Source organism: Spiroplasma endosymbiont of Aleiodes alternator (assembly GCF_964031135.1).
GTDB lineage: Bacteria > Bacillota_I > Bacilli_A > Mycoplasmatales > VBWQ01 > Spiroplasma_E.
The window spans coordinates 64,976-86,446 of sequence record NZ_OZ035008.1; the positions used below are offsets into that span (position 1 = coordinate 64,976).

Annotated in this window: 23 protein-coding genes and 3 pseudogenes; 16 read left to right on the plus strand and 10 right to left on the minus strand. The window is 25.8% G+C overall.

The genetic code is table 4. The features are described 5' to 3' along the window. Positions 1 to 7 precede the first annotated feature (7 nt). Entirely contained in the window at positions 8 to 1,027 is a 1,020-nt protein-coding gene (locus ACQH20_RS00350; protein ID WP_425377107.1) for an IS3 family transposase, read from the minus strand. Positions 1,028 to 1,033: 6 nt separating this feature from the next. Here ACQH20_RS00350 and ACQH20_RS00355 point away from each other — a divergent pair, with 6 nt between their 5' ends. Together ACQH20_RS00355 and secA are read left to right on the plus strand one after the other, a co-directional pair. Further along, positions 1,034 to 1,189 carry a hypothetical protein gene (locus tag ACQH20_RS00355; protein WP_425377108.1) on the plus strand — a complete coding sequence of 52 codons (156 nt, stop codon included), beginning with the start codon at positions 1,034 to 1,036 and terminating at the stop codon, positions 1,187 to 1,189. 45 nt (positions 1,190 to 1,234) lie between these two features. Continuing rightward, positions 1,235 to 3,619 (plus strand): preprotein translocase subunit SecA, encoded by a 2,385-nt coding sequence (gene secA, locus ACQH20_RS00360; protein ID WP_425377109.1) that lies wholly within the window; start codon positions 1,235 to 1,237, stop codon positions 3,617 to 3,619. A gap of 57 nt (positions 3,620 to 3,676) precedes the next feature. Here the strand turns inward: secA and ACQH20_RS00365 are convergent, their stop codons facing one another. The 3 genes from ACQH20_RS00365 to ACQH20_RS00375 all read right to left on the minus strand — a co-directional run bounded on the left by ACQH20_RS00365 (position 3,677) and on the right by ACQH20_RS00375 (position 5,487). Further along, positions 3,677 to 4,123, minus strand: a complete 447-nt coding sequence (locus ACQH20_RS00365) for a hypothetical protein (RefSeq protein WP_425377110.1) — start codon at positions 4,121 to 4,123, stop codon at positions 3,677 to 3,679. 100 nt (positions 4,124 to 4,223) lie between these two features. Continuing rightward, positions 4,224 to 5,168 (minus strand): IS30 family transposase, encoded by a 945-nt coding sequence (locus ACQH20_RS00370; RefSeq protein WP_425377111.1) that lies wholly within the window; start codon positions 5,166 to 5,168, stop codon positions 4,224 to 4,226. A gap of 169 nt (positions 5,169 to 5,337) precedes the next feature. Next, on the minus strand, positions 5,338 to 5,487 hold the full coding sequence (locus ACQH20_RS00375; RefSeq protein ID WP_281748502.1) for a hypothetical protein: 150 nt from the start codon (positions 5,485 to 5,487) through the stop codon (positions 5,338 to 5,340). A 564-nt stretch (positions 5,488 to 6,051) separates the two neighbouring features. Between ACQH20_RS00375 and ACQH20_RS00380 the strand changes: the two genes are divergently transcribed. From ACQH20_RS00380 to ACQH20_RS00395, 4 genes are all read left to right on the plus strand, one after another. After that, complete coding sequence (locus ACQH20_RS00380) at positions 6,052 to 7,095, plus strand: BspA family leucine-rich repeat surface protein (RefSeq protein WP_425377112.1); 1,044 nt, start codon at positions 6,052 to 6,054, stop codon at positions 7,093 to 7,095. Between the two features lie 159 nt (positions 7,096 to 7,254). Next, positions 7,255 to 7,875 (plus strand): viroplasmin family protein, encoded by a 621-nt coding sequence (locus tag ACQH20_RS00385; protein WP_425377113.1) that lies wholly within the window; start codon positions 7,255 to 7,257, stop codon positions 7,873 to 7,875. 23 nt (positions 7,876 to 7,898) lie between these two features. Next, complete coding sequence (locus ACQH20_RS00390) at positions 7,899 to 8,285, plus strand: hypothetical protein (protein ID WP_425377114.1); 387 nt, start codon at positions 7,899 to 7,901, stop codon at positions 8,283 to 8,285. 88 nt (positions 8,286 to 8,373) lie between these two features. Beyond that, entirely contained in the window at positions 8,374 to 9,318 is a 945-nt protein-coding gene (locus tag ACQH20_RS00395) for an IS30 family transposase (RefSeq protein WP_425377115.1), read from the plus strand. An 18-nt stretch (positions 9,319 to 9,336) separates the two neighbouring features. Here ACQH20_RS00395 and ACQH20_RS00400 read toward each other — a convergent pair whose 3' ends face one another. From ACQH20_RS00400 to pepF, 3 genes are all read right to left on the minus strand, one after another. After that, positions 9,337 to 9,477: a hypothetical protein gene (locus ACQH20_RS00400; protein ID WP_425377116.1), complete on the minus strand. Its 141-nt coding sequence runs from the start codon at positions 9,475 to 9,477 to the stop codon at positions 9,337 to 9,339. 548 nt (positions 9,478 to 10,025) lie between these two features. Then, on the minus strand, positions 10,026 to 11,015 hold the full coding sequence (locus ACQH20_RS00405; protein ID WP_425377117.1) for a GMP reductase: 990 nt from the start codon (positions 11,013 to 11,015) through the stop codon (positions 10,026 to 10,028). A gap of 128 nt (positions 11,016 to 11,143) precedes the next feature. Beyond that, positions 11,144 to 12,982 carry an oligoendopeptidase F gene (gene pepF, locus ACQH20_RS00410; protein WP_425377118.1) on the minus strand — a complete coding sequence of 613 codons (1,839 nt, stop codon included), beginning with the start codon at positions 12,980 to 12,982 and terminating at the stop codon, positions 11,144 to 11,146. A gap of 145 nt (positions 12,983 to 13,127) precedes the next feature. Here pepF and ACQH20_RS00415 point away from each other — a divergent pair, with 145 nt between their 5' ends. Beyond that, positions 13,128 to 14,522, plus strand: a complete 1,395-nt coding sequence (locus ACQH20_RS00415) for a M17 family metallopeptidase (RefSeq protein ID WP_425377119.1) — start codon at positions 13,128 to 13,130, stop codon at positions 14,520 to 14,522. Positions 14,523 to 14,605: 83 nt separating this feature from the next. Here the strand turns inward: ACQH20_RS00415 and ACQH20_RS00420 are convergent. Both ACQH20_RS00420 and ACQH20_RS00425 read right to left on the minus strand, forming a co-directional pair. Continuing rightward, positions 14,606 to 15,555, minus strand: a pseudogene (locus tag ACQH20_RS00420) (IS30 family transposase). Positions 15,556 to 15,628: 73 nt separating this feature from the next. Continuing rightward, the gene (locus ACQH20_RS00425) at positions 15,629 to 16,006 is read right to left on the minus strand and encodes a hypothetical protein (protein ID WP_425377120.1); all 378 of its coding nucleotides are present in this window, start codon (positions 16,004 to 16,006) and stop codon (positions 15,629 to 15,631) included. 6 nt (positions 16,007 to 16,012) lie between these two features. On the opposite strand from ACQH20_RS00425, the gene ACQH20_RS00430 reads away from it, so the two are divergent. Then, entirely contained in the window at positions 16,013 to 16,186 is a 174-nt protein-coding gene (locus tag ACQH20_RS00430) for a hypothetical protein (RefSeq protein ID WP_425377604.1), read from the plus strand. 25 nt (positions 16,187 to 16,211) lie between these two features. On the opposite strand, the pseudogene trmB reads toward ACQH20_RS00430, so the two are convergent. Continuing rightward, a pseudogene (gene trmB, locus ACQH20_RS00435) lies at positions 16,212 to 16,664 on the minus strand (tRNA (guanosine(46)-N7)-methyltransferase TrmB); the annotation flags it as partial. A gap of 467 nt (positions 16,665 to 17,131) precedes the next feature. Between trmB and rpsJ the strand changes: the two are divergent. The 8 genes and pseudogenes from rpsJ to rpsC form a co-directional block, all read left to right on the plus strand. Continuing rightward, positions 17,132 to 17,434 (plus strand): annotated as a pseudogene (gene rpsJ, locus ACQH20_RS00440) (30S ribosomal protein S10); the annotation flags it as partial. A gap of 115 nt (positions 17,435 to 17,549) precedes the next feature. Beyond that, positions 17,550 to 18,242, plus strand: a complete 693-nt coding sequence (rplC, locus tag ACQH20_RS00445; protein WP_425377121.1) for a 50S ribosomal protein L3 — start codon at positions 17,550 to 17,552, stop codon at positions 18,240 to 18,242. Positions 18,243 to 18,265: 23 nt separating this feature from the next. Then, positions 18,266 to 18,895, plus strand: a complete 630-nt coding sequence (rplD, locus tag ACQH20_RS00450) for a 50S ribosomal protein L4 (protein WP_425377122.1) — start codon at positions 18,266 to 18,268, stop codon at positions 18,893 to 18,895. A gap of 1 nt (position 18,896) precedes the next feature. Then, positions 18,897 to 19,190: a 50S ribosomal protein L23 gene (gene rplW, locus ACQH20_RS00455; RefSeq protein WP_252319250.1), complete on the plus strand. Its 294-nt coding sequence runs from the start codon at positions 18,897 to 18,899 to the stop codon at positions 19,188 to 19,190. A 24-nt stretch (positions 19,191 to 19,214) separates the two neighbouring features. Then, positions 19,215 to 20,078, plus strand: a complete 864-nt coding sequence (rplB, locus tag ACQH20_RS00460) for a 50S ribosomal protein L2 (RefSeq protein WP_425377123.1) — start codon at positions 19,215 to 19,217, stop codon at positions 20,076 to 20,078. A gap of 14 nt (positions 20,079 to 20,092) precedes the next feature. Beyond that, complete coding sequence (gene rpsS / locus ACQH20_RS00465) at positions 20,093 to 20,365, plus strand: 30S ribosomal protein S19 (protein WP_174480930.1); 273 nt, start codon at positions 20,093 to 20,095, stop codon at positions 20,363 to 20,365. A gap of 12 nt (positions 20,366 to 20,377) precedes the next feature. Beyond that, positions 20,378 to 20,710 carry a 50S ribosomal protein L22 gene (gene rplV / locus ACQH20_RS00470; RefSeq protein WP_174480929.1) on the plus strand — a complete coding sequence of 111 codons (333 nt, stop codon included), beginning with the start codon at positions 20,378 to 20,380 and terminating at the stop codon, positions 20,708 to 20,710. Positions 20,711 to 20,726: 16 nt separating this feature from the next. Then, the gene (rpsC, locus tag ACQH20_RS00475; protein ID WP_252319246.1) at positions 20,727 to 21,470 is read left to right on the plus strand and encodes a 30S ribosomal protein S3; all 744 of its coding nucleotides are present in this window, start codon (positions 20,727 to 20,729) and stop codon (positions 21,468 to 21,470) included. The last annotated feature ends 1 nt before the right edge of the window (position 21,471 follow it).

Here is a 21,471-nt window from a genome sequence, read left to right on the forward strand (position 1 = left end):
ACAAACGCTATTTTATAAAATTTAATAAAAGGTTACTTTTATTGTCCACTTTTCTTGACAAGTTCACTCTTCTAGACATTGAAATTTTTATTTTTAATTCATCACATAAAATTTTATAAGAAGGATTTGTATAGTGAAATCCTTGATCTGATTGTAAAATTCATGAAGTAGGTTTTTGAGCATTAACTCAAGCTTGGATAATGTTTTGGACAACAAATGTCATGTCTAAACTTGCACTTATTTTATAATCTAATATTTCATTATTATGAAAATCTTTAACAATTGATAAATAATATGTTTTACCATTAGTTAATAAATAAGTTATATCAGTACCTAATTTTTCATTTAAATTAGTAGTTGAAAAATCACGTTTTAATAAATTATCATATCTTAAACTTCCTGATTTAGTTCTATAATCAAATTTTTTTATGCGAACCTTAGCTTTTAAACTCATATTTTTCATATATCTATATACAATATGAAATTTTAATTTTAAATTATAAATTTTGTTAATTCATAAAGTTATCATTTTATAACCATAAATTTCTTGAAATTCATAAAAAATATTTTTAATTATATTAGCTAAAAATGTATCTCATTTATTAAATTCATTCATTCCATTCTTAATTCACTTATAATATCCTGATTTTGAAACATTTAATAATCAACATAAATAACTAATCTGATATTTTTTCTTCAATGAGAAAATCACAAAATATTTCTTCTTTTTTGTCGATTTTTCTAAATACTTTTTTATATCGTTCATTGCCTCAATATATTCAATTAATTCTTGTTTTGTCATTTCATTAAAATTTAAAGATTTGGGTCGACCTGTTCTTTTGGTTTTTTTAGCACGAATTCCATTGCCATATTCTAAACCTTTTTCACCTAATAATTTATATGCTTTAATTCATTCTTTTATTGATGATCGACCAATACCATACTCTAATGCGGTTTTATCAATTGTTTTAATTTTACTTATTTTTATTATTTTTAACTTTTCTTCTTTTGATAGTCATTTAGCCATAAAAAAATGAACACCTTCCTTAAAGTATTTTTAACACAAAGGTTACAATTCTGTGTCTACTTTATTCTAGATGTTCATATAAATACAATTTTTTTTTTGGGTACTAAGTTTTCTAAGTTTTTTTATGTTAAAATAATAAAGATTTTATTACTTTACAAGTAATAATAAGTATAAGTAATAATAAAGAAAAAAATGGTGATTTACTTTATGTGAGATCGTAAAATTTTACGAAAAATTAATAAACAAGTTAAGGCAATAATTAGCCTTGATGAAACAATGAGAAAAATTAAAGATGAAGAATTAGCAAATAAAACAGTTGAATTCAGAACCAGATTGGCAGAAGGTGAGACTTTAGATGATATTTTAGTTGAAGCTTTTGCGACAATTAGAGAAGCAGCAAGAAGAATTAGTGGATTACATCCATATCCTGTTCAATTAATTGGTGGTATTGTTCTTCATAATGGTGATGTTGCTGAAATGCGAACTGGTGAAGGAAAAACTTTAACTGCTGTGATGCCAATTTATCTAAATGCTTTAAGTAGTAAAGGTGTTCATGTTATTACTGTTAATGAATATTTAGCGGCAAGAGATGCTGAATTAAATCGACCAATTTTAGAATTTTTGGGAATTACTATTGGCGTTAGTCTTCGTGATCATTCTACTAATCAAAAACGTGAAGCGTATTTAAAAGATGTTACATATACAACTAATTCGGAATTAGGCTTTGATTATTTGCGTGATAATATGGTTAAGGTTTATCCAGAAAAAGTTCAACGTCAGCTTAATTATGCTATCATTGATGAGGCGGACTCTGTTTTAATTGATGAATCAAGAACACCTTTAATTATTTCTGGTGGTTCAAAAAATCGTACTCCTTTATATCAAGCATCAGATGTTTTTGCAAAAACTTTAATACCTGAAGATTATAAAATTGATTGAGAATCACGTCAAATTGCATTAACAGTAACGGGTGTTAATAAAGCTCAAAAACAGTTTAATTTAAAAAATTTATTTGATATTGATAACTCGGAATTATTTCATCATATTCAAAATGCACTTCGTGCTAATCATGTTTTCAAATTAGATGTAGAATATGTTGTTAAAGATGGTGAAATTGTGCTAGTTGATCAGTTTACTGGTAGATTAATGCCTGGTAGAGTATATAGTGATGGACTTCATCAAGCTTTACAGGCTAAAGAAAATGTTACAATTCAACAAGAAACAACAACAGTAGCTACTATTACTTATCAAAACTTTTTCCGTTTATATAATAAATTAAGTGGTATGACAGGAACTGCTAAAACCGAAGAAGAAGAATTTGTAAAAATTTATAATATGAGAGTAATTAAGATTCCTACTAATAAACCAATTATTCGAGAAGATAAACCCGATCATGTTTTTGCTTCATTAAATGCTAAATTTAAATCTTTAATTGCAGAAGTTAAAGAACGACATACTAAAGGACAACCAATTTTGATTGGTACTGCTAATGTTGATGTATCAGAACGAATTGCTAATATGTTAACTTTGGAAGGAATTAAGCATGAGATTTTAAATGCTAAAAATCATGCTCGTGAAGCTGATATTATTGGTAGAGCTGGTGAAAAAGGATCGATTACTTTAGCAACTAATATGGCAGGACGTGGAACTGATATTAAACTTGGTAAGGGTGTTATTGAACTTGGTGGCCTTGCTGTATTAGGTACTGAAAGAAATGAAGCACGAAGAATTGATAATCAATTACGTGGAAGAGCCGGAAGACAAGGTGATCCTGGATTTTCACAATTTTATGTTTCAATTGAAGATGATTTGATGTTACGTTTTGGTGGTGAAAAATTAAAAAAAGCTTTTGCAAGTTTAGGTGAAGACTATATTAGATCAAAAATGTTAACTAGATCAATTACTAGAGCACAACAAAAAATTGAAGGTATGAATTTTGATGCACGAAAAAACTTATTAGATTATGATAATGTTATTGCTCAGCATCGTGAAGCTACATATCATCAACGTGATAATATTTTACTTGCTGATGATTTATTAGATTTAATCAAAAATATGCACAGAACAGTAGCACGTGATTTATTAAATATTTTTAATAAAGTTGTTGGTAGAGAACAGTTTATTGATTATGATGAATTAGTTAAAGGTATTGAAAATAAATTAATTAAGCCTAATGATTTAATAGCAGAAAAGTTAAATCGATTAAGTACTGAAGAAAATATTGATTTAATTGTTGAAAAATCTTATAATTTTTATCTTGAAAAAAGAGAAAAGTTAAATGATGTTATTATAAAACAAATTGAAAATAGTGTTATTTTACAAACTTTTGATCAATATTGAACTAATCACATTGATGCTTTAAGTAAATTGCGTGCAGGAATCCATTTGCGTGGTTATGCGCAGTTAAATCCCTTACAAGCTTATATTGAGGAAGCTTCAAAATTATTTAATCGTATGAAAATCAATGTTGCTCATCAAGTTATTATTATGTTACATAGCATTGATCCAGAACAACATCAGGTCCGTGGTGGTCAAGATGTATTGGATACAGTATTAGCAAGTAATGTTGAAACTAAAACTAAAATTGGATAATCAATCTTTATTTAAAAAACTAAGTATTTTAATACTTAGTTTTTTAAATATGTTTTTTTATTCTATTTGATTTTTTTCTTTATGTTTTCATGACTTCTTTTTAAATATGTTTTTATTTTTTTTACTGTCATAAGTGACTGAAGTTGTTCAATGGGGGAAATTATTACCTTTAGTAACAGCATTACTATTATTCATGGGTACTAAATTTTTAATATAATTAGTTCCATCTGCTGTGGTGGGGCGTTCATAAACAATAGTTCAATTTAAACTTTCAATTGTATCATTAAGCTTCGGTTGTGCAATAAAATTATGTCAAAACATTAAGGCACCCGCATAATCTCGACGGTATAATTGTGGATTAAAATTATTAATAATTTCTCCTTTATTTCATACTTCTTCAATTTGTTGTGGCGTTCATATTGTTTCTTCTTCATTATTTGTTGAAGAAGTTATGTTTTGATTAATTTCATTTTGTGAATATAGTGCTTTTGCTTCTAGTGACATATATTTCTTTTTTCTATTTTTTTTAATAAAGCATATACAAGAAATTATTAAAACTATAAAACCTGAATTGTAAATATAAATGGGACAAATGGGACAGTTTTTAAAATAATTGTATTAAGTCTATTGGGCTTTTATAAGATAGTGATTTTCTGGGTGTAGAATTAATTTGAAATGCTATAGCATTTAAGTCTTTTTGTTTATATAAAGATAGATCTGTAGATTTTGGTAAATATCTTCTTAAAATACCATTATTATTTTCATTTAAACCTCTTTGACAAGGTTTGCCAGGATCTGCAAAATAAATCTTAACATTGCAAATTTTTTCGATTAATTTTCATTTACTAAATTCTTTACCACGATCAAAAGTAATAGTTTTAACTGTTCCTTTTTGTAACTTTGAAATAAATTTTATTATACTTTTTGTAATATTTTCTGCTTTATGATTTTTAGAAACTAAAGGAATTGTGGTTTTTGATCATATATCAGCTAAAGTAATAATAGAACTTTTATGATTTTTACCAATGATAGTATCACCCTCTAAATGACCAAATTCTTGTATATTTTTAATATTAGGAATGATTAAATTTCTTTCATGAATAGATTTACAATTATTAATTCGTCCTCTAGTTTCTTTTCGTTTATGAGGTTTATTTTTTCCTTTTCTCAATAAGTTATTTTCATCAAAACCCATTCGATTTGTTTTAAACATGTTATATAAAGTTTTTGTTGAAATACTTTTTATTTTATTTTCCTTTAAAAAATTAGCAATTATATCAAGCGCATAATTTTTAGTAATTAACAAATAATTAATAGTATTAATTTCTGTTAAAGTTAAAATTATTAATTTTCTACCTGCATTTTGCTTCTTTTTTTGAATTTGATTCAATATTTCTAATGGTAATAAGTTTTGATTTAATAATCTGTAAACTCTATGTACAGTTGATTTACTATAATCAACAGCTTTTGCTATTTTACGAATTGAAAATTCATAACTTTTATATTCTTTTATTGCTATTATTGATTCAATAGTCAGATACTTATACATTGTGCTAATTCCTTTCTTTTCTTAATTATAGAATTAACACAATTTAATTTTTATATAAATGTCCTTTTTAATTTTACAATTCAGGTTTTTAAAAAACCTTATAATATTTTATTGTTAATCAATTCTATTAATTTTTCTTTTTTCATAATATCTCTCCAAAACTAATTTATTATTTTTGTGTATATTTTGTTACTGTATTATTGAATGCTTGTTGATAACATTTACCACTGCAATATATAAATTTATCACGATATAAAGAGTCAAATGTATATTCTTTCTCACATGATGAAATATAGCATTTAGTTGTAATAATTGGCATAATCTAATTAACCTCTTTTAAATTTATATTATACATTTTACATGATTTCTGTTTTATCATTTTATTAATTATTTTTTTATATTTTAAGTGTTTTATATATTAAAATTTATATTATTTTAAATAGTGCAATAGATTTAGTTAATAAGTTATTAGTATACAATTTTATGAAAAAAGTGTTAAAAAATAATTAAAAGTATGTAAAATATATTTATCTTCTTAAACTTAAGAAGTTATTGGTAAAAATTGAGGAGGATTAATTTATGAAAAAATATTTATCATTATTAATTGCAATATCATTAGTGCCGGTATTTTATTTTATTTATTAATTTAATAATAAAAAATAGTTTCAATTTAAAAATAGTTTCAATTTAAAAATAGTTTAGTTATCGGTGAACATTTTGCAAGTACATTGATAACTTTTTATTTAATTTAAATTTAAAGATAATTGTAATGCTTTGTTTTTTTATAACTTATTGTTTATTTATTTTTTTAAAAAATACTAAAATATATTTATCTTCTTAAATTTTAAGAAGTTATTGGAGAAAACTTGGAGGGTGATTAATTATGAAATCATTATTAACAACATTAAGTATTTTAGCAATTACGGGTAATTTAACTAATGTTATCTTAAATACAAGTTCACAAAAAATTCAATTTTTAGATAATAAAATTCAGCAAGATACAATTTACATTGACAAAGATGGAAAACAAGTGAAAACGAGTGAAGTAGATTTATCAAATATAAATAGCAAAGAGGTTATTCAAATTGGATTTTTTCAAAATCGAGAAGGAATAATTCAAGTTGTTAAAATGCCAGTAACAATAGAAAAAGTATCTGATCATTTACCATCAGAAATTAGATCTTTGAAAAATATGTTTATGGATGCAAGAGCATTTAATCAAGATATTTCAAAATGAAATACATCAAATGTAGTAGATATGAGTTATATGTTTAGTAATGCTTCATCATTTAATCAAAATGTATCAAGTTGAAATATTGCACACGTAACAAATATGAGTTCAATGTTTGCTGGAGCAAAAAAATTTAATCAAGATATTTCAAACTGAGATGTAGTTAATGTAACAACTATGCATGCAATGTTTTATGGTGCTTTATCATTTAATCAAAATTTATCTTGAAATATAATTAATGTGAGAGATATGAGTTCAATGTTTTATGGTGCTTCGTTATTTAATGGTAATATTACAAATTTACTCTATGATAATAATGTAACAAATATGAATAATATGTTTCGAAATTGTTTATCATTTAATCAAGATATTTCAAAATGAATTGTAAATGATGTTACAAGCATGCGTTGTATGTTTGCTGGAGCAGTGGCATTTAATCAAGATATTTCGAAGTGAGATACTTCAAAAGTGGTGGATATGGGTTATATGTTTTATAAAGCTTCATTATTTAATAAAGATATTTCGAAGTGAGATACTTCAAAAGTGGTGGATATGGGTTATATGTTTTATAAAGCTTCTTTATTTAATAAAGACTTATCAAAATGAAATGTAAATGAAGTATTATGACATGGATGATTTGCTAAAAATTCAGGATTTGAAAATGATCCTAACAAATGACCCAAATTTAAAAATTAAAATTTTAAAATAATAAATATTTTTTTGTGCCATTTTATTTAATTAGTAAAGTCACTTGCTAATTAGCATTAGCAATATTTTTGCTTTTAGTTGTAATTTTAATTAGATAAAATTTAATATTATTGTAAAATTAAAATAAACAATAGAGGAGTCATAATTATGGCAAGTAAATTTTATGCAGTAAAAAAAGGTAGAGTCATTGGAATATTTGAAAACTGGAATGAATGTGAAACACAAATTAGAGGTTATGCTGGTGCTCAGTATAAAAAATTTGCAACTAAAAAAGAAGCTCAAGATTATTTAGATGATAAAACTCAAATAAAATCTGAAAATCACTATAAATATGAAGTAATAGCATATACTGATGGTAGTTTTAAAGAAGAAATTAATCAATTTTCTTATGGACTTGTTTTCTTAAATAATGGCAAAAAAGATATATTTTATGAAAAATTTGATGATGAAAATTGAGCAAAATTAAGAAATGTTGCTGGAGAAATAATGGGTGCACAAAAGGCAATGCAGTTAGCTTTGGAAAATAATATAAAATCAATTTTAATTTGTCATGATTATGTTGGAATTAGTAAATGATGTACTGGTGAATGAAAAACTACTAAAGTAGAAACAAAGGCATATAAAGCATTTTATGATAAAATAGCAAAAGATGTTAATGTTTATTTTAAATGAGTTAAAGGTCATAGTGGTAATATATATAATGATGAAGCAGATGCTCTTGCTTGAAAAGCATTTAATTTAAAAAAAATGTCTAAACCAATAATTTAAATGTTAAAAAGGTGGTAAATAACATGATTAATAAAAAAATGATATTATCAACTTGTTTAGGGAATATTATTGGAGGTAGTTTGTTTACTCTTTCTGATCTATATCAAAAAAGAGAACAAAATATTCTTGAATTTGATATTACTTCAGCTATAACAGTGCTTTCAGGATGTTTTACTGGTGCTCTTTTTGATTTTATTTCAGGTCTTTTTTGTTGTTTAAATGATGAAGAAGATAATGGTGATTATAGAGAATTTTTTGAAAGTCAACAAATCATTGATAACACTCATTCTTTTCAATCTTCAAACGAATTTGCGCCTTTATTGCAAGAATATATTCTTGAAATTAATGATGAACAATTCATTCCTAATAATAATGCAGATCTTGTTTTTAATCCTCGTTTAGTTTATTAAATACCTGAATTGTAAAATTAAAAAGGACATTTATATAAAAATTAAATTGTGTTAATTCTATAATTAAGAAAAGAAAGGAATTAGCACAATGTATAAGTATCTGACTATTGAATCAATAATAGCAATAAAAGAATATAAAAGTTATGAATTTTCAATTCGTAAAATAGCAAAAGCTGTTGATTATAGTAAATCAACTGTACATAGAGTTTGCAGATTATTAAATCAAAACTTATTACCATTAGAAATATTGAATCAAATTCAAAAAAAGAAGCAAAATGCAGGTAGAAAATTAATAATTTTAACTTTAACAAAAATTAATACTATTAATTATTTGTTAATTACTAAAAATTATGCGCTTGATATAATTGCTAATTTTTTAAAGGAAAATAAAATAAAAAGTATTTCAACAAAAACTTTATATAACATGTTTAAAACAAATCGAATGGGTTTTGATGAAAATAACTTATTGAGAAAAGGAAAAAATAAACCTCATAAACGAAAAGAAACTAGAGGACGAATTAATAATTGTAAATCTATTCATGAAAGAAATTTAATCATTCCTAATATTAAAAATATACAAGAATTTGGTCATTTAGAGGGTGATACTATCATTGGTAAAAATCATAAAAGTTCTATTATTACTTTAGCTGATATATGATCAAAAACCACAATTCCTTTAGTTTCTAAAAATCATAAAGCAGAAAATATTACAAAAAGTATAATAAAATTTATTTCAAAGTTACAAAAAGGAACAGTTAAAACTATTACTTTTGATCGTGGTAAAGAATTTAGTAAATGAAAATTAATCGAAAAAATTTGCAATGTTAAGATTTATTTTGCAGATCCTGGCAAACCTTGTCAAAGAGGTTTAAATGAAAATAATAATGGTATTTTAAGAAGATATTTACCAAAATCTACAGATCTATCTTTATATAAACAAAAAGACTTAAATGCTATAGCATTTCAAATTAATTCTACACCCAGAAAATCACTATCTTATAAAAGCCCAATAGACTTAATACAATTATTTTAAAAACTGTCCCATTTATATTTACAATTCAGGTATTTTATATTTTGTTTCAATTTTTTTATTTTCATTTAAATTTGATAATTCTAAAATAACTGCACCATCATTTAATATAATTTCTTTCATTAAATATAATTGATTATTAATATTTGCTATTTTTAACATCGGGACTTTCCTAAAAACTGTGTTTTTTAAATAAATTTTAGTTGTAAAATCACTAAGTTACACAGATTGCTGGAAAGTCCCAATTTTTCAAAATAAAAAAAGCATTTACTTTAAAATGAAAGTAAATGGATTAAAAAACTTATATTAATTTTTATATTTATTATAAAGAAATAAAACGTATTTCACAATATATTTTTATCTAGTATTTTAAATAAAGTTTATTTAATTTATTTTTTATTAAAAATATAATTGAATATAAACTAAAAAGCAAAAAATATGGAAGAAGCTAAAAAAGCAAAACTATTAAAAATGATATCATAAAGAAATATAATCAAAATAAATATAAAATAATGATAAAAAATCAGAAAAAAAGTTTTAGACAAAGTAGTTTAAATATTAAAAATAATTTAATTATTAGATTCTTTAATATCATTAAACAATTATCACAGTGAATTCAATTATCATCATAGGCAGTTTGATTTGCTTCTATTTTAATAAAAAACAATTCTGGGTACCCAGAATTGTTTTTAAAGAAAAATTAAAAGTTATTAACGATCATCACCATTATTAATAGTACCTTTAACAATAACATAATCACATTTTGTTAATGCAGATAAATCTTTACCACCAGCATAAGAAATAGCAGATTGTAAATCTTCTTCCATTTCTTTATAAGTATCAGAAATTGAACCTTTATATGGAACAAGTATTTTTTTACCTTCAATATTTTTTGCTTCCGCTTTGTTAAAAATACTTGCTGATCCAAAATATTCTTTGTAAGATTGACCATTTATTGTAACAATTTTGCCAGGTGATTCATCATAACCCGCTAAAATACTTCCTGCCATAATCATAGTGGCACCAAAAGCTATTGCTTTAGCAATATCACCATTACATCTAATACCACCATCTGCAATTAATGGTTTAGTGGTGCTATTGGCAACATCTTGTAAAGCATTTAATTGTCAACCACCTGTACCAAATCCAGTTTTTAGTTTAGTAATACAAGCTTTTCCTGGACCAACACCAAATTTAATTGTATCAGCGCCTCATTTTTCTAAATCTTTAACAGCGGTTTTTGTCATAACGTTACCAGCAATAATAAAAGGTTTAGTATTTGTTTTAGCAAAAGTAGTTTTTATAAATTTAATCATTTCTTCCATAGCATTACTATGACCATGAGCAATATCAATAGTAATAAATTCTGGAATTAGATTTAGTTTGATTAATTGTTCAAGTAACTCTTTATCCTCTTTTTTAACACCAATGCTAATTGAAGCATATAACTTTTGTTCATGCATACTTTTAATAAATTTAATTTGATCGATATTAAAACGGTGCATTACATAAAAGTAATTATTTTTAGCCAATCAAATACATAATTCTTGGTTAATGACAGCACTCATATTTGCTGGAATAATTGGAATTTTAAAAGTAAAACCATTTAGTTTAACACTGGTATCACATTCTTTTCGTGATTTAACTATTCCTTTATTTGCAATTAGATTTATATCTTCAAAATCAAATTTCACATTCATTTTTATTTATTCTCCTTAGTCTTTACTAATTGTAATAGTCAAAATATGTACATATTATTTTATAACGTTTTAAATAAAATGCTAAAGGACTAAAACACCATTAGTATTATATATTATTTTTTTGCAATTTAATTATCTTTATTATTAATTAAGTCTGATAATTGATTAATCATTTTCTTTAAATTAGTAATTAATGGGTTATAAACATCAATTTGTGTTAAATCAACACCCGCATCTTTTAAAATATCTAATGGATATTTGCTGCCACCGGCTTTTAAAAAGTTAAGTAAATTTTCTTTTTTGCCGTTTTTAACATCTTCATAAAGTTTATAAGAAACGGTAATTGAAGTAGCATATTTATAAACATAATAAGGTGAGTAGAAAAAATGAAGAATTCGTGGTCATGAGTATCCTTTTGCTTTTTCTTCGTATTTATCTAATGCTTTTTGTCCATATTTATTAGCTGTATTTTCAAATAAATCAGCCAAAATATCGGCGTTTAATGGCACTTCTTTTTCTACTAATTTATGTGCTTCTCATTCAAATTCAGCAAATTGAATTTGACGAAAAAAAGTACCAATTACAGTTTCAATATGAGTTTGTAGTAAGTAAATGCGTTCTTGATTATTTGAGGCTTTATTATATAAATAATCAAAGGCTAGATGTTCATTAACTGTTGAAGCAACTTCAGCTAAAATAATTGGATAGTCAGCATTTGGATATTTTTGATATTTTTCTGAAAATAGGGTGTGAACAGAATGACCTAATTCATGAGCTAGTGTATTAAGTGAATTAATAGTATCATCTCAATTCATTAAAATAATGGGTTCTACGCCATTACCACCCGTTGAATAAGCACCAGTTCGTTTATTTGTGTCTTCATAATAGTCAATTCTACCTGGTAATAATGCTAAGTTTAATTGCTCTAAATATTCATCACCTAAGATACTTAAAATTTCTTTGACTGAATTAATACCTTCTTCAACACTGAATTTTTTGGTTCGTATTGTTGTCATTTTTAAACTAGTATCGGTACTATAAAATTTTTTAAATTTAAAAAATTTACGTTTTAAATTATAAAATTCTTCTACTAAAATAGCGTGTTTCTGTCCTGTTTTTATTAAATTTTCATATAGTATTAATGGTACATCATCACTTAATAGACTATATTCTAAAGTAGTTAAATGTTTTTTATTATCTTTTTCTTTATCGTTGTTACGAATTTTTATTTCTTCAACAGCTACTTCTAAAATGCTTTCATAAACTTGTGCTAATGAATGTTTTTTATTTTTAATATCTTCATAAAATTTTTTTGAAATATCAATTCTTAATTGTTGATCTTTTACTGGATTACTATTTTCTAAAATGTCTAAATATAAAGTTTGTGTTAATTCTTGTTCTTTATTTTGATAATTAAACATTGTTTTTTGTTTATCAGCATAAACCAAACTATCATATAAACCACCACCAGCACTTCTTGATTTGCTAACTTTGCTTAGTAAAGTTTCATCGTGCTCACTTAAAATAAATTTTTCAAATTTAAAGAAAACTTCCATATCATGTTTATATATCATTAATGAGGGGTCATTATTAATTCAGTTTTTAATAGTTTGTAAACCAATAGTTTTGATTTCTGGTTCAATTCATGCTAACTTTTCCGATAACTTACTTTGTTGAGTCGCAAATAAACTAGATAATTGTTGCAATTCTAAGTTAGTTTGATCTAAATCTCCATAATGTAAATATTGCACAACTTTAGACCCTAACATTGATATTTCTTTGCTAATTGCTAAATATTTTTTAAAGTTATCAATATTATTTAATTTTCCTTTAAAAGTTAAAAGTTGATTGGCAAATTTATCAAACTCAGGTAAAGCTTTTTTTCAAGAGTCATTATTAATAAATAAATGCTTAAAATCTCAGCAGTACTTTTTTTTATCTTTTTCATTTAATTCAGAACGCTTCATAGTTTTTGCTCCATTCTATGGTAATATTACAATACAATAATAATACAATAATATTGTTTAACTTATCTATTTTTGTTGTAATTTTCGAAAATATTAATTCAGATATATTGTAATTATTTTAATATTACCATTTAGGAGTGAAAACATGGATAAAAATATTCTACTTAATGTTAGTAGTAAACTTGAATTAAAATTAAAATTAACAGCGGTATTTGCTGATAAAGTTCCTCATGAATTGATTGCTAAAGAAAAAAATAAATTAACATTAATTTCTGAAGATAAAACTTATTACCTATATTTAGGTGATAGTAAGGGCTTAACTCGTAATGATGTTTATAATTTTTTTGTAAATTTTAGTAGTAATAATAGTCAAGATTTGGATATTGATGTCAAATCTTTTGTTACGAGTAATTTAGATGAAAGTATACTTTTACAAACTATATATGAAGCATTATGATTCGGTACTTTTAAAGAATATACTTTAAAAAGTAAAAACAATGAAGAAAAAAAAGTTAAATATAATGTTGTTTCAACAGCAAAATTCCCTAACTATACTTCACAACAACAAATCAAAATTCAAGGAGAAAGTATTAATTTAGCACGTAATTTGCAAGATATGCCACCTAATTTGTTATATCCCGAAGTTTTTGCAAAAAAAATTCAAGATGCAGCAAAAGGTATTAAAAATTTATCAGTAAAGGTTTTAGGGCAAAAAGAAATAACAGAACTAAATATGAATTTATTATTAGCAGTTAATGCTGGAAGTAATTTTGATGCTCGTGTTGTTGTTTTAGAATATAAAGGTGATCCACAGCATGCCGATGATATTTTAGGATTAGTTGGTAAAGGAATTACTTTTGATAGTGGTGGTTATTCACTAAAACCTTCTTCAGCAATGAAAGGTATGAAATTTGATATGTCGGGTGCAGCTAGTGTATGTAATGCTGCCATTGCTGCTGCTAAATTACAATTAAAAATAAACTTTGTAGCTGTTACTTGTTTAACAGAAAATAAGATTGGTAGTCATGCTACTTTAGTAGAAACAGTCTTTACTTCAATGAATGGCAAAACTGTAGAAATTAATAATACCGATGCCGAAGGAAGGTTGGTATTAGCAGATGGTATGACATATGCTTTACGTAAAGGAAAAGCAAATCGTATTATTGAATTATCAACTTTAACTGGTGCAATGCTAGTTGCATTAGGTAGTTATATGACTGGTGCTTTTGCTACTGATGATAAATTATTTAATGATTTTGATTTATCATCAAAACAAACTAATGAAGAAATTTGAAGAATGCCAATTCATCAACAAAATATTTTAAATATGCGTTCATCTAAAATAGCTGATTTAAGTAATCTTTCTAAAGATCCATATGGTGGTTCATCAAATGCTGCTGCATTTTTAAAAGAATTTAGTAAAGATAAACCATTTTTACATTTAGATATTGCGGGAACTGCTTATAAAAATGATCGTGGTATGGGTGTATTAATTAAAACATTAGTTCAATATATGAAAAATTATAGTACAAGTAAATAAAGTTATAAAAAGGAATAATAATAACAATTATTCCTTTTTTATTTCCTGAATTGTAAATATAAATGGGACAAATGGGACAGTTTTTAAAATAATTGTATTAAGTCTATTGGGCTTTTATAAGATAGTGATTTTCTGGGTGTAGAATTAATTTGAAATGCTATAGCATTTAAGTCTTTTTGTTTATATAAAGATAGATCTGTAGATTTTGGTAAATATCTTCTTAAAATACCATTATTATTTTCATTTAAACCTCTTTGACAAGGTTTGCCAGGATCTGCAAAATAAATCTTAACATTGCAAATTTTTTCGATTAATTTTCATTTACTAAATTCTTTACCACGATCAAAAGTAATAGTTTTAACTGTTCCTTTTTGTAACTTTGAAATAAATTTTATTATACTTTTTGTAATATTTTCTGCTTTATGATTTTTAGAAACTAAAGGAATTGTGGTTTTTGATCATATATCAGCTAAAGTAATAATAGAACTTTTATGATCTTTACCAATGATAGTATCACCCTCTAAATGACCAAATTCTTGTATATTTTTAATATTAGGAATGATTAAATTTCTTTCATGAATAGATTTACAATTATTAATTCGTCCTCTAGTTTCTTTTCGTTTATGAGGTTTATTTTTTCCTTTTCTCAATAAGTTATTTTCATCAAAACCCATTCGATTTGTTTTAAACATTTTATATAAAGTTTTTGTTGAAATACTTTTTATTTTATTTTATTTTCCTTTAAAAAATTAGCAATTATATCAAGCGCATAATTTTTAGTAATTAACAAATAATTAATAGTATTAATTTCTGTTAAAGTTAAAATTATTAATTTTCTACCTGCATTTTGCTTCTTTTTTTGAATTTGATTCAATATTTCTAATGGTAATAAGTTTTGATTTAATAATCTGCAAACTCTATGTACAGTTGATTTACTATAATCAACAGCTTTTGCTATTTTACGAATTGAAAATTCATAACTTTTATATTCTTTTATTGCTATTATTGATTCAATAGTCAGATACTTATACATTGTGCTAATTCCTTTCTTTTCTTAATTATAGAATTAACACAATTTAATTTTTATATAAATGTCCTTTTTAATTTTACAATTCAGGTAATCAACATAAATAACTAATCTGATATTTTTTCTTCAATGAGAAAATCACAAAATATTTCTTCTTTTTTGTCGATTTTTCTAAATACTTTTTTATATCGTTCATTGCCTCAATATATTCAATTAATTCTTGTTTTGTCATTTCATTAAAATTTAAAGATTTGGGTCGACCTGTTCTTTTGGTTTTTTTAGCACGAATTCCATTGCCATATTCTAAACCTTTTTCACCTAATAATTTATATGCTTTAATTCATTCTTTTATTGATGATCGACCAATACCATACTCTAATGCGGTTTTATCAATTGTTTTAATTTTACTTATTTTTATTATTTTTAACTTTTCTTCTTTTGATAGTCATTTAGCCATAAAAAAATGAACACCTTCCTTAAAGTATTTTTAACACAAAGGTTACAATTCTGTGTCTACTTTATTCTAGATGTTCATTTTATAAAATTTAATAAAAGGTTACTTTTATTGTCCACTTTTCTTGACAAGTTCATAATAAATTTCATTTATTTTTTTGAAATTCCAAAAGTGAATAATTAAATAAATTATTATTATCTGTTTTAAAGTGAAGTTGTCCATTTTTTATTAAAATTTTTTTGTATATTTCTAAAAATTTTTGGTATGTTAATCTTCTTTTAAAATGTCTTTTTTTAGGTCATGGATCAGAAAAATTTAAATAAATTTTATTAATTTCATTATTGGCAAAAAGTTCTTTTAAATTTATGGCATCTTCTATAATTATTTTTAAATTACATAATTTATTTTCAATTAATTTTTTTAATAGTATAGTTACAATAGAAATGTTTTTTTCAATAGCAATATAATTTTGATTTGAATTTTGTTTAGCAAGATTTATAATGAAATTTCCTTTGCCACTTCCAATTTCAATATTGATTGGATTTTTATTTTGAAATATTTTTTTATTTCATTTCCCTTTGTAATTATAGGAATCATTAATACATAAATTATTATGTGTTAAAATAAATTCTTTTGCTCATGGTTTATTTCTTACTCTCATTGTAATTCCTTTTCTAATTTAATCAACATAGTTGTTATAAAAGTGTAACTTACTAATTTTAGAATTATATCAAAATTGAAGTTTAAATATCTTTTGCCAAAAGAATTTCATTATTATATTTATATCATGTAATATTTTTATTTAAATAAATTTTGTGAAATATTATAATTATATATTACCTTTTACTTTTTTAAAGTAAGAAAAAATAATAAAATACCGTTATTTTTTTAATAAAAATCTTTATTTTTTACAACTAAATTAATAGTTAAAAGATTATGAACAAAAAACCCATTATTTTTTTGTTTTTTTGTATTTTGCTATTCCCTTTTACCATTACACTATGTTATACTTACAAGGCGTGATTGTTATTTATAAATGCTGATACACTGATATCAGTTGTCATTATATCACATGTTTTGTTCTTTATTTTATTAAAAATCGTTCTAAGGAGGATATAGCCAATGGCAATCATAGGAGACAAAGTAAAAATTCGTTTAGAAAGTTATGATCACTCAGCTATTGACCAAATAGCACAGAAAATTAAAGATGTGTTAAAAAAAGAAGGTGCTGAAGTGGTAGGTCCAATTCCATTACCAACTCATAAAGAAATTTTCACTATTCTTCGTTCACCGCATAAACATAAAGATTCACGTGAACAATTTGAAAAGAGAACTCACAAAAGAATTATTGGTGCTCAATTATCACCAAAATCTTTAAATGCTCTAAGTGGACTTACTATCCCTAATAGTGTTAATATCTCTTTGATAATCGAATCTAAAGATGAAAAAAAATCAACTTTAAATCAAGTATCAAAAAAGATTAATAAAAAAAATTATTAAAATCGATAAATATTAATTATTTACAACATATTCCAAGGAGGAAATTATGAAAGGAATCTTAGGTAAGAAACTAGGAATGTCACAAGTTTTCTTAAACAACGGACAACTAGTTCCAGTAACAATTATCGAAGTACAACCAAATGTAGTAAGTCAAGTTAAAACAAATGTAAAAGACAAATATAGTAGTTTACAACTTGCAACGTTCGATCTTCGCGTTACTTTATCAAACAAACCAACAATCGGACACTTTAAAAAAGCCGACAGTCAACCTAAGCGCTTCGTGAAAGAAATTCGTAACATGAACGGATTTAATCATAAAGATCTTATTAATGTTGCTGACGTATTCACAGCAGGTGAATTCGTTGATGTCCAAGGAACTTCTAAAGGTAAAGGATTTACAGGACGTATTAAACGTCATAATCAATCACGTGGTCCAATGGGTCATGGATCAGGTTTACATCGTCAAATGGGTTCAACAGGTTCTATTAATGCTAACCGTGTGTTTAAATCACAACCAATGCCAGGGCAAATGGGAAATGTTAAACGTAGTGTTGCTAACTTAGAAGTTATTAAAGTAGATAAAGAAAATAATTATCTTTTAGTAAAAGGTTCAGTTCCAGGACCAAAACAAGGCTTTCTTGTTATTAAACAAGCAGTTAAAAAATCAATTCTCAAAACCCCAGTATCATTAGTTGTTAGAAATCAAAATACTACAACCGAAGTTACTGATGGTCAATAAAGTTAATTATGGAGGATAGCAAAATGAAAATTAATGTTGTTAACAACGCTGGAACAAAAGTTAGCGAATTAACTTTAAACGAAAAAATTTGAGGAATTGAACCCCACAAGCAAGCGCAGTTTGATAGTTTATTAAGTTATAATGCTACAAAACGTCAAGGAACACACGCTGTTAAAAGTCGTGCTGAAGTTGCTGGCGGTGGTAGAAAACCATGAAAACAAAAAGGAACAGGGAATGCGCGTCAAGGCTCAATTCGTTCACCACAATGAAAAGGTGGGGGGATTGTTTTTGGACCAAATACTGATCGTAATTATTTAATTGGATTACCAAAAAAAGTAAGAAGATTGGCAATAAAATCAGCATTGGCTGCCAAATTCCAAAATAAAAACATAGTTGTAATTGATGAATTAAACTTTGAAAAACCTTCAACTAAAATTATGTTAGAAACTTTAAAAGTTTTAGAATTAGCAAACAATAAAACACTAATTGTTTCAGGAATAAGCAATAAAGAAACAGTTATTAAATCAGGTCGTAATTTACCTAGAACAAAAACAATTGCTGCTAATAGTATTAATATTTACGATTTATTAAATGCTAAAAAAGTATTGTTTACTACTGAGGCAATTAAAATCGTTGAGGAGGCTTTAATTTAATATGCATTTAAGTGAAGTTATAGTAAAACCAGTATTAACTGAGAAAACTTATAAACAAATGGCTGAAGGTATCTATACATTTACTGTTAACCGTAAAGCTAATAAAAGTCACGTTAAAAAAGCCTTTGAACAGATTTTTGAAGTTAAAGTAGCAGACGTTAATATTATTAATAGTAAACCAAAAACTAAAACTGTTGGTAGATTTGTTGGAAAAACATCGGCAGTAAAAAAAGCTCTTATTAAATTAGCTCCTGGTGAACAATTAAGTTTGTTTAGTTCTGAAGAACAAAGCTAATGAGATTGGAAGGAGAAAAAAACAATGGCAATTAGAAAAATTAATCCCACTACTGCAGGAAGACGTAATATGACCGTTCTGGATTACAAACAGAACTTAACTATTGGTAATAGCCCTGAAAAATCTTTATTAGTAAATTTAGTTAAACAAGCTGGTAGAAATAATCAAGGTAAAATTACAGTAAGACATCAAGGTAATGGTCATAAGGTTAAATACCGTATTATTGATTTTAAACGTAACAAAGACAATGTAGTTGGAACAGTTAAAACAATTGAATACGATCCAAATCGTAATGCTAACATTTGTCTTATTTCTTATTTTGATGGTGAAAAGCGTTATATCTTAGCACCAAAAGGAATCAAAGTAGGAGATAAGTTATTAAGTGGTGAAAACAGTGATACTGTTAAAATTGATATTACTGTTGGTAACTGTTTACCATTATCACAGATTCCACAAGGAACAGTTGTTCATAATGTTGAATTAAAACCAGGTAAAGGTGGACAAATGGCACGAAGTGCTGGTGGTAGTGTTCAAATTCTTGGTCGTGATGAAACAGCTAAGTATACATTATTAAAATTAACATCAGGTGAAGTTAGAAAAGTATTAAGTAATTGTCGAGCTACAATTGGTACAGTTGGAAATGATGATCATAACTTAGTAAACATTGGTAAAGCGGGAAGAAATCGTTGAAAAGGAATTAGACCTACTGTTCGTGGTAGTGTTATGAATCCAAATGATCACCCACATGGTGGAGGAGAAGGTAAAGCTCCAATCGGAAGAAAAGCTCCAGTAACACCATGAGGTAAAAAAGCATTAGGTTTAAAAACTCGTGATAGTAAAAAAGCATCAAATAAATTAATTGTACGAAGAAGAAATGCAACAAAGTAGGAGGAAAGTAATATATGTCAAGATCTTTAAAAAAAGGACCCTTTGCTGATAGTCATTTATTAAACAAAGTGGAAACTCAAAATAAAAATAAATCAAAAAAAATTATTCAAACTTGATCTCGTCGTTCAACAATTTTCCCACAATTTGTTGGACATACATTCGGTGTACATAATGGCAAAACACATTTACCTGTATATGTAACAGAAGATATGGTTGGTCATAAATTAGGAGAATTCGCACCCACACGTAAGTTTGGTGGTCACGGTTCTGACAAGAAAAAGCGTTAGGAGATAGAAATTATGGAAGCAAAAGCTCATTTAGATAAATTACGCATTAGTCCAAGAAAAGTGCGTTTAGTAGCCGATTTAGTTCGTGATAATGCTGTTGCCAAAGCTCTAGTAATTCTAGCTCATGAAAAAAAACGCGCAGCACAGCCAATTATAAAATTAATTAATTCAGCAGTTGCTAATGCTGCTAATAACTATGGAATGGAAGCCAACAAATTACGTATTAAGGAAATATTTGTAAATGAAGGTCCAACTATGAAAAGATTTATGCCCCGTGCTCATGGTAGAGCATATCAAATCTTAAAAAGAACAAGCAAAATCACTATCGTGGTTAGCGATAATTAGGAGGTAAATAAGTAATATGGGTCACAAAGTTAGTCCAAATGGATTAAGATATGGTATCAATAAAGATTGACAATCACGTTGATATGCAACTAGTAACGAAGATTTAGCAAAATGAATTTTAGAAGACCACAAAATTAGAAAAGCACTATTTGCACATTTAAAAACTTCTGGTGTTTCTAAAATTGAAATTGAAAGAACTAAATCACAAATTACCTTATTTATCCACTGTGTTCGTGTTGGTTCAGTTTTAGGGCAAGGCGGTTCAAACATTGAAGTATTAACAACACTAGTTCGTAAAACAATTAAAAATCGTAAAATAGGTATTAGAATTAATGTTGTTGAAATTAAAAATCCTGATATTGATGCGCAAACAATTGCTAATACATTAGCACAACAAATAAGTAATCGTATGTCACATCGTACAACACAAAAATTAGCAATTCGTAAAGCACTTCGTGCTGGAGCAAAGGGAATTAAAACTCGTGTTTCAGGAAGACTTGGTGAAGCGGATATGGCACGTGTTGAAGGTTATTCAGAAAGTAGTGTTCCTTTAGCAACATTACGTAGTAATATTGATTATGCTACTGCTGAGGCAAAAACAACTTTTGGTCAAATTGGTATTAAAGTTTGAGTATATAAAGGTGAAATTTTATCAGGAACTGACTCAACTCAACCTGAAATTATTTCAAAATATAATCAAAGAAATAATAACAATCGCCGAAATAATTACTCACAACAACCACGTAAGGAGGTAAAGTAAA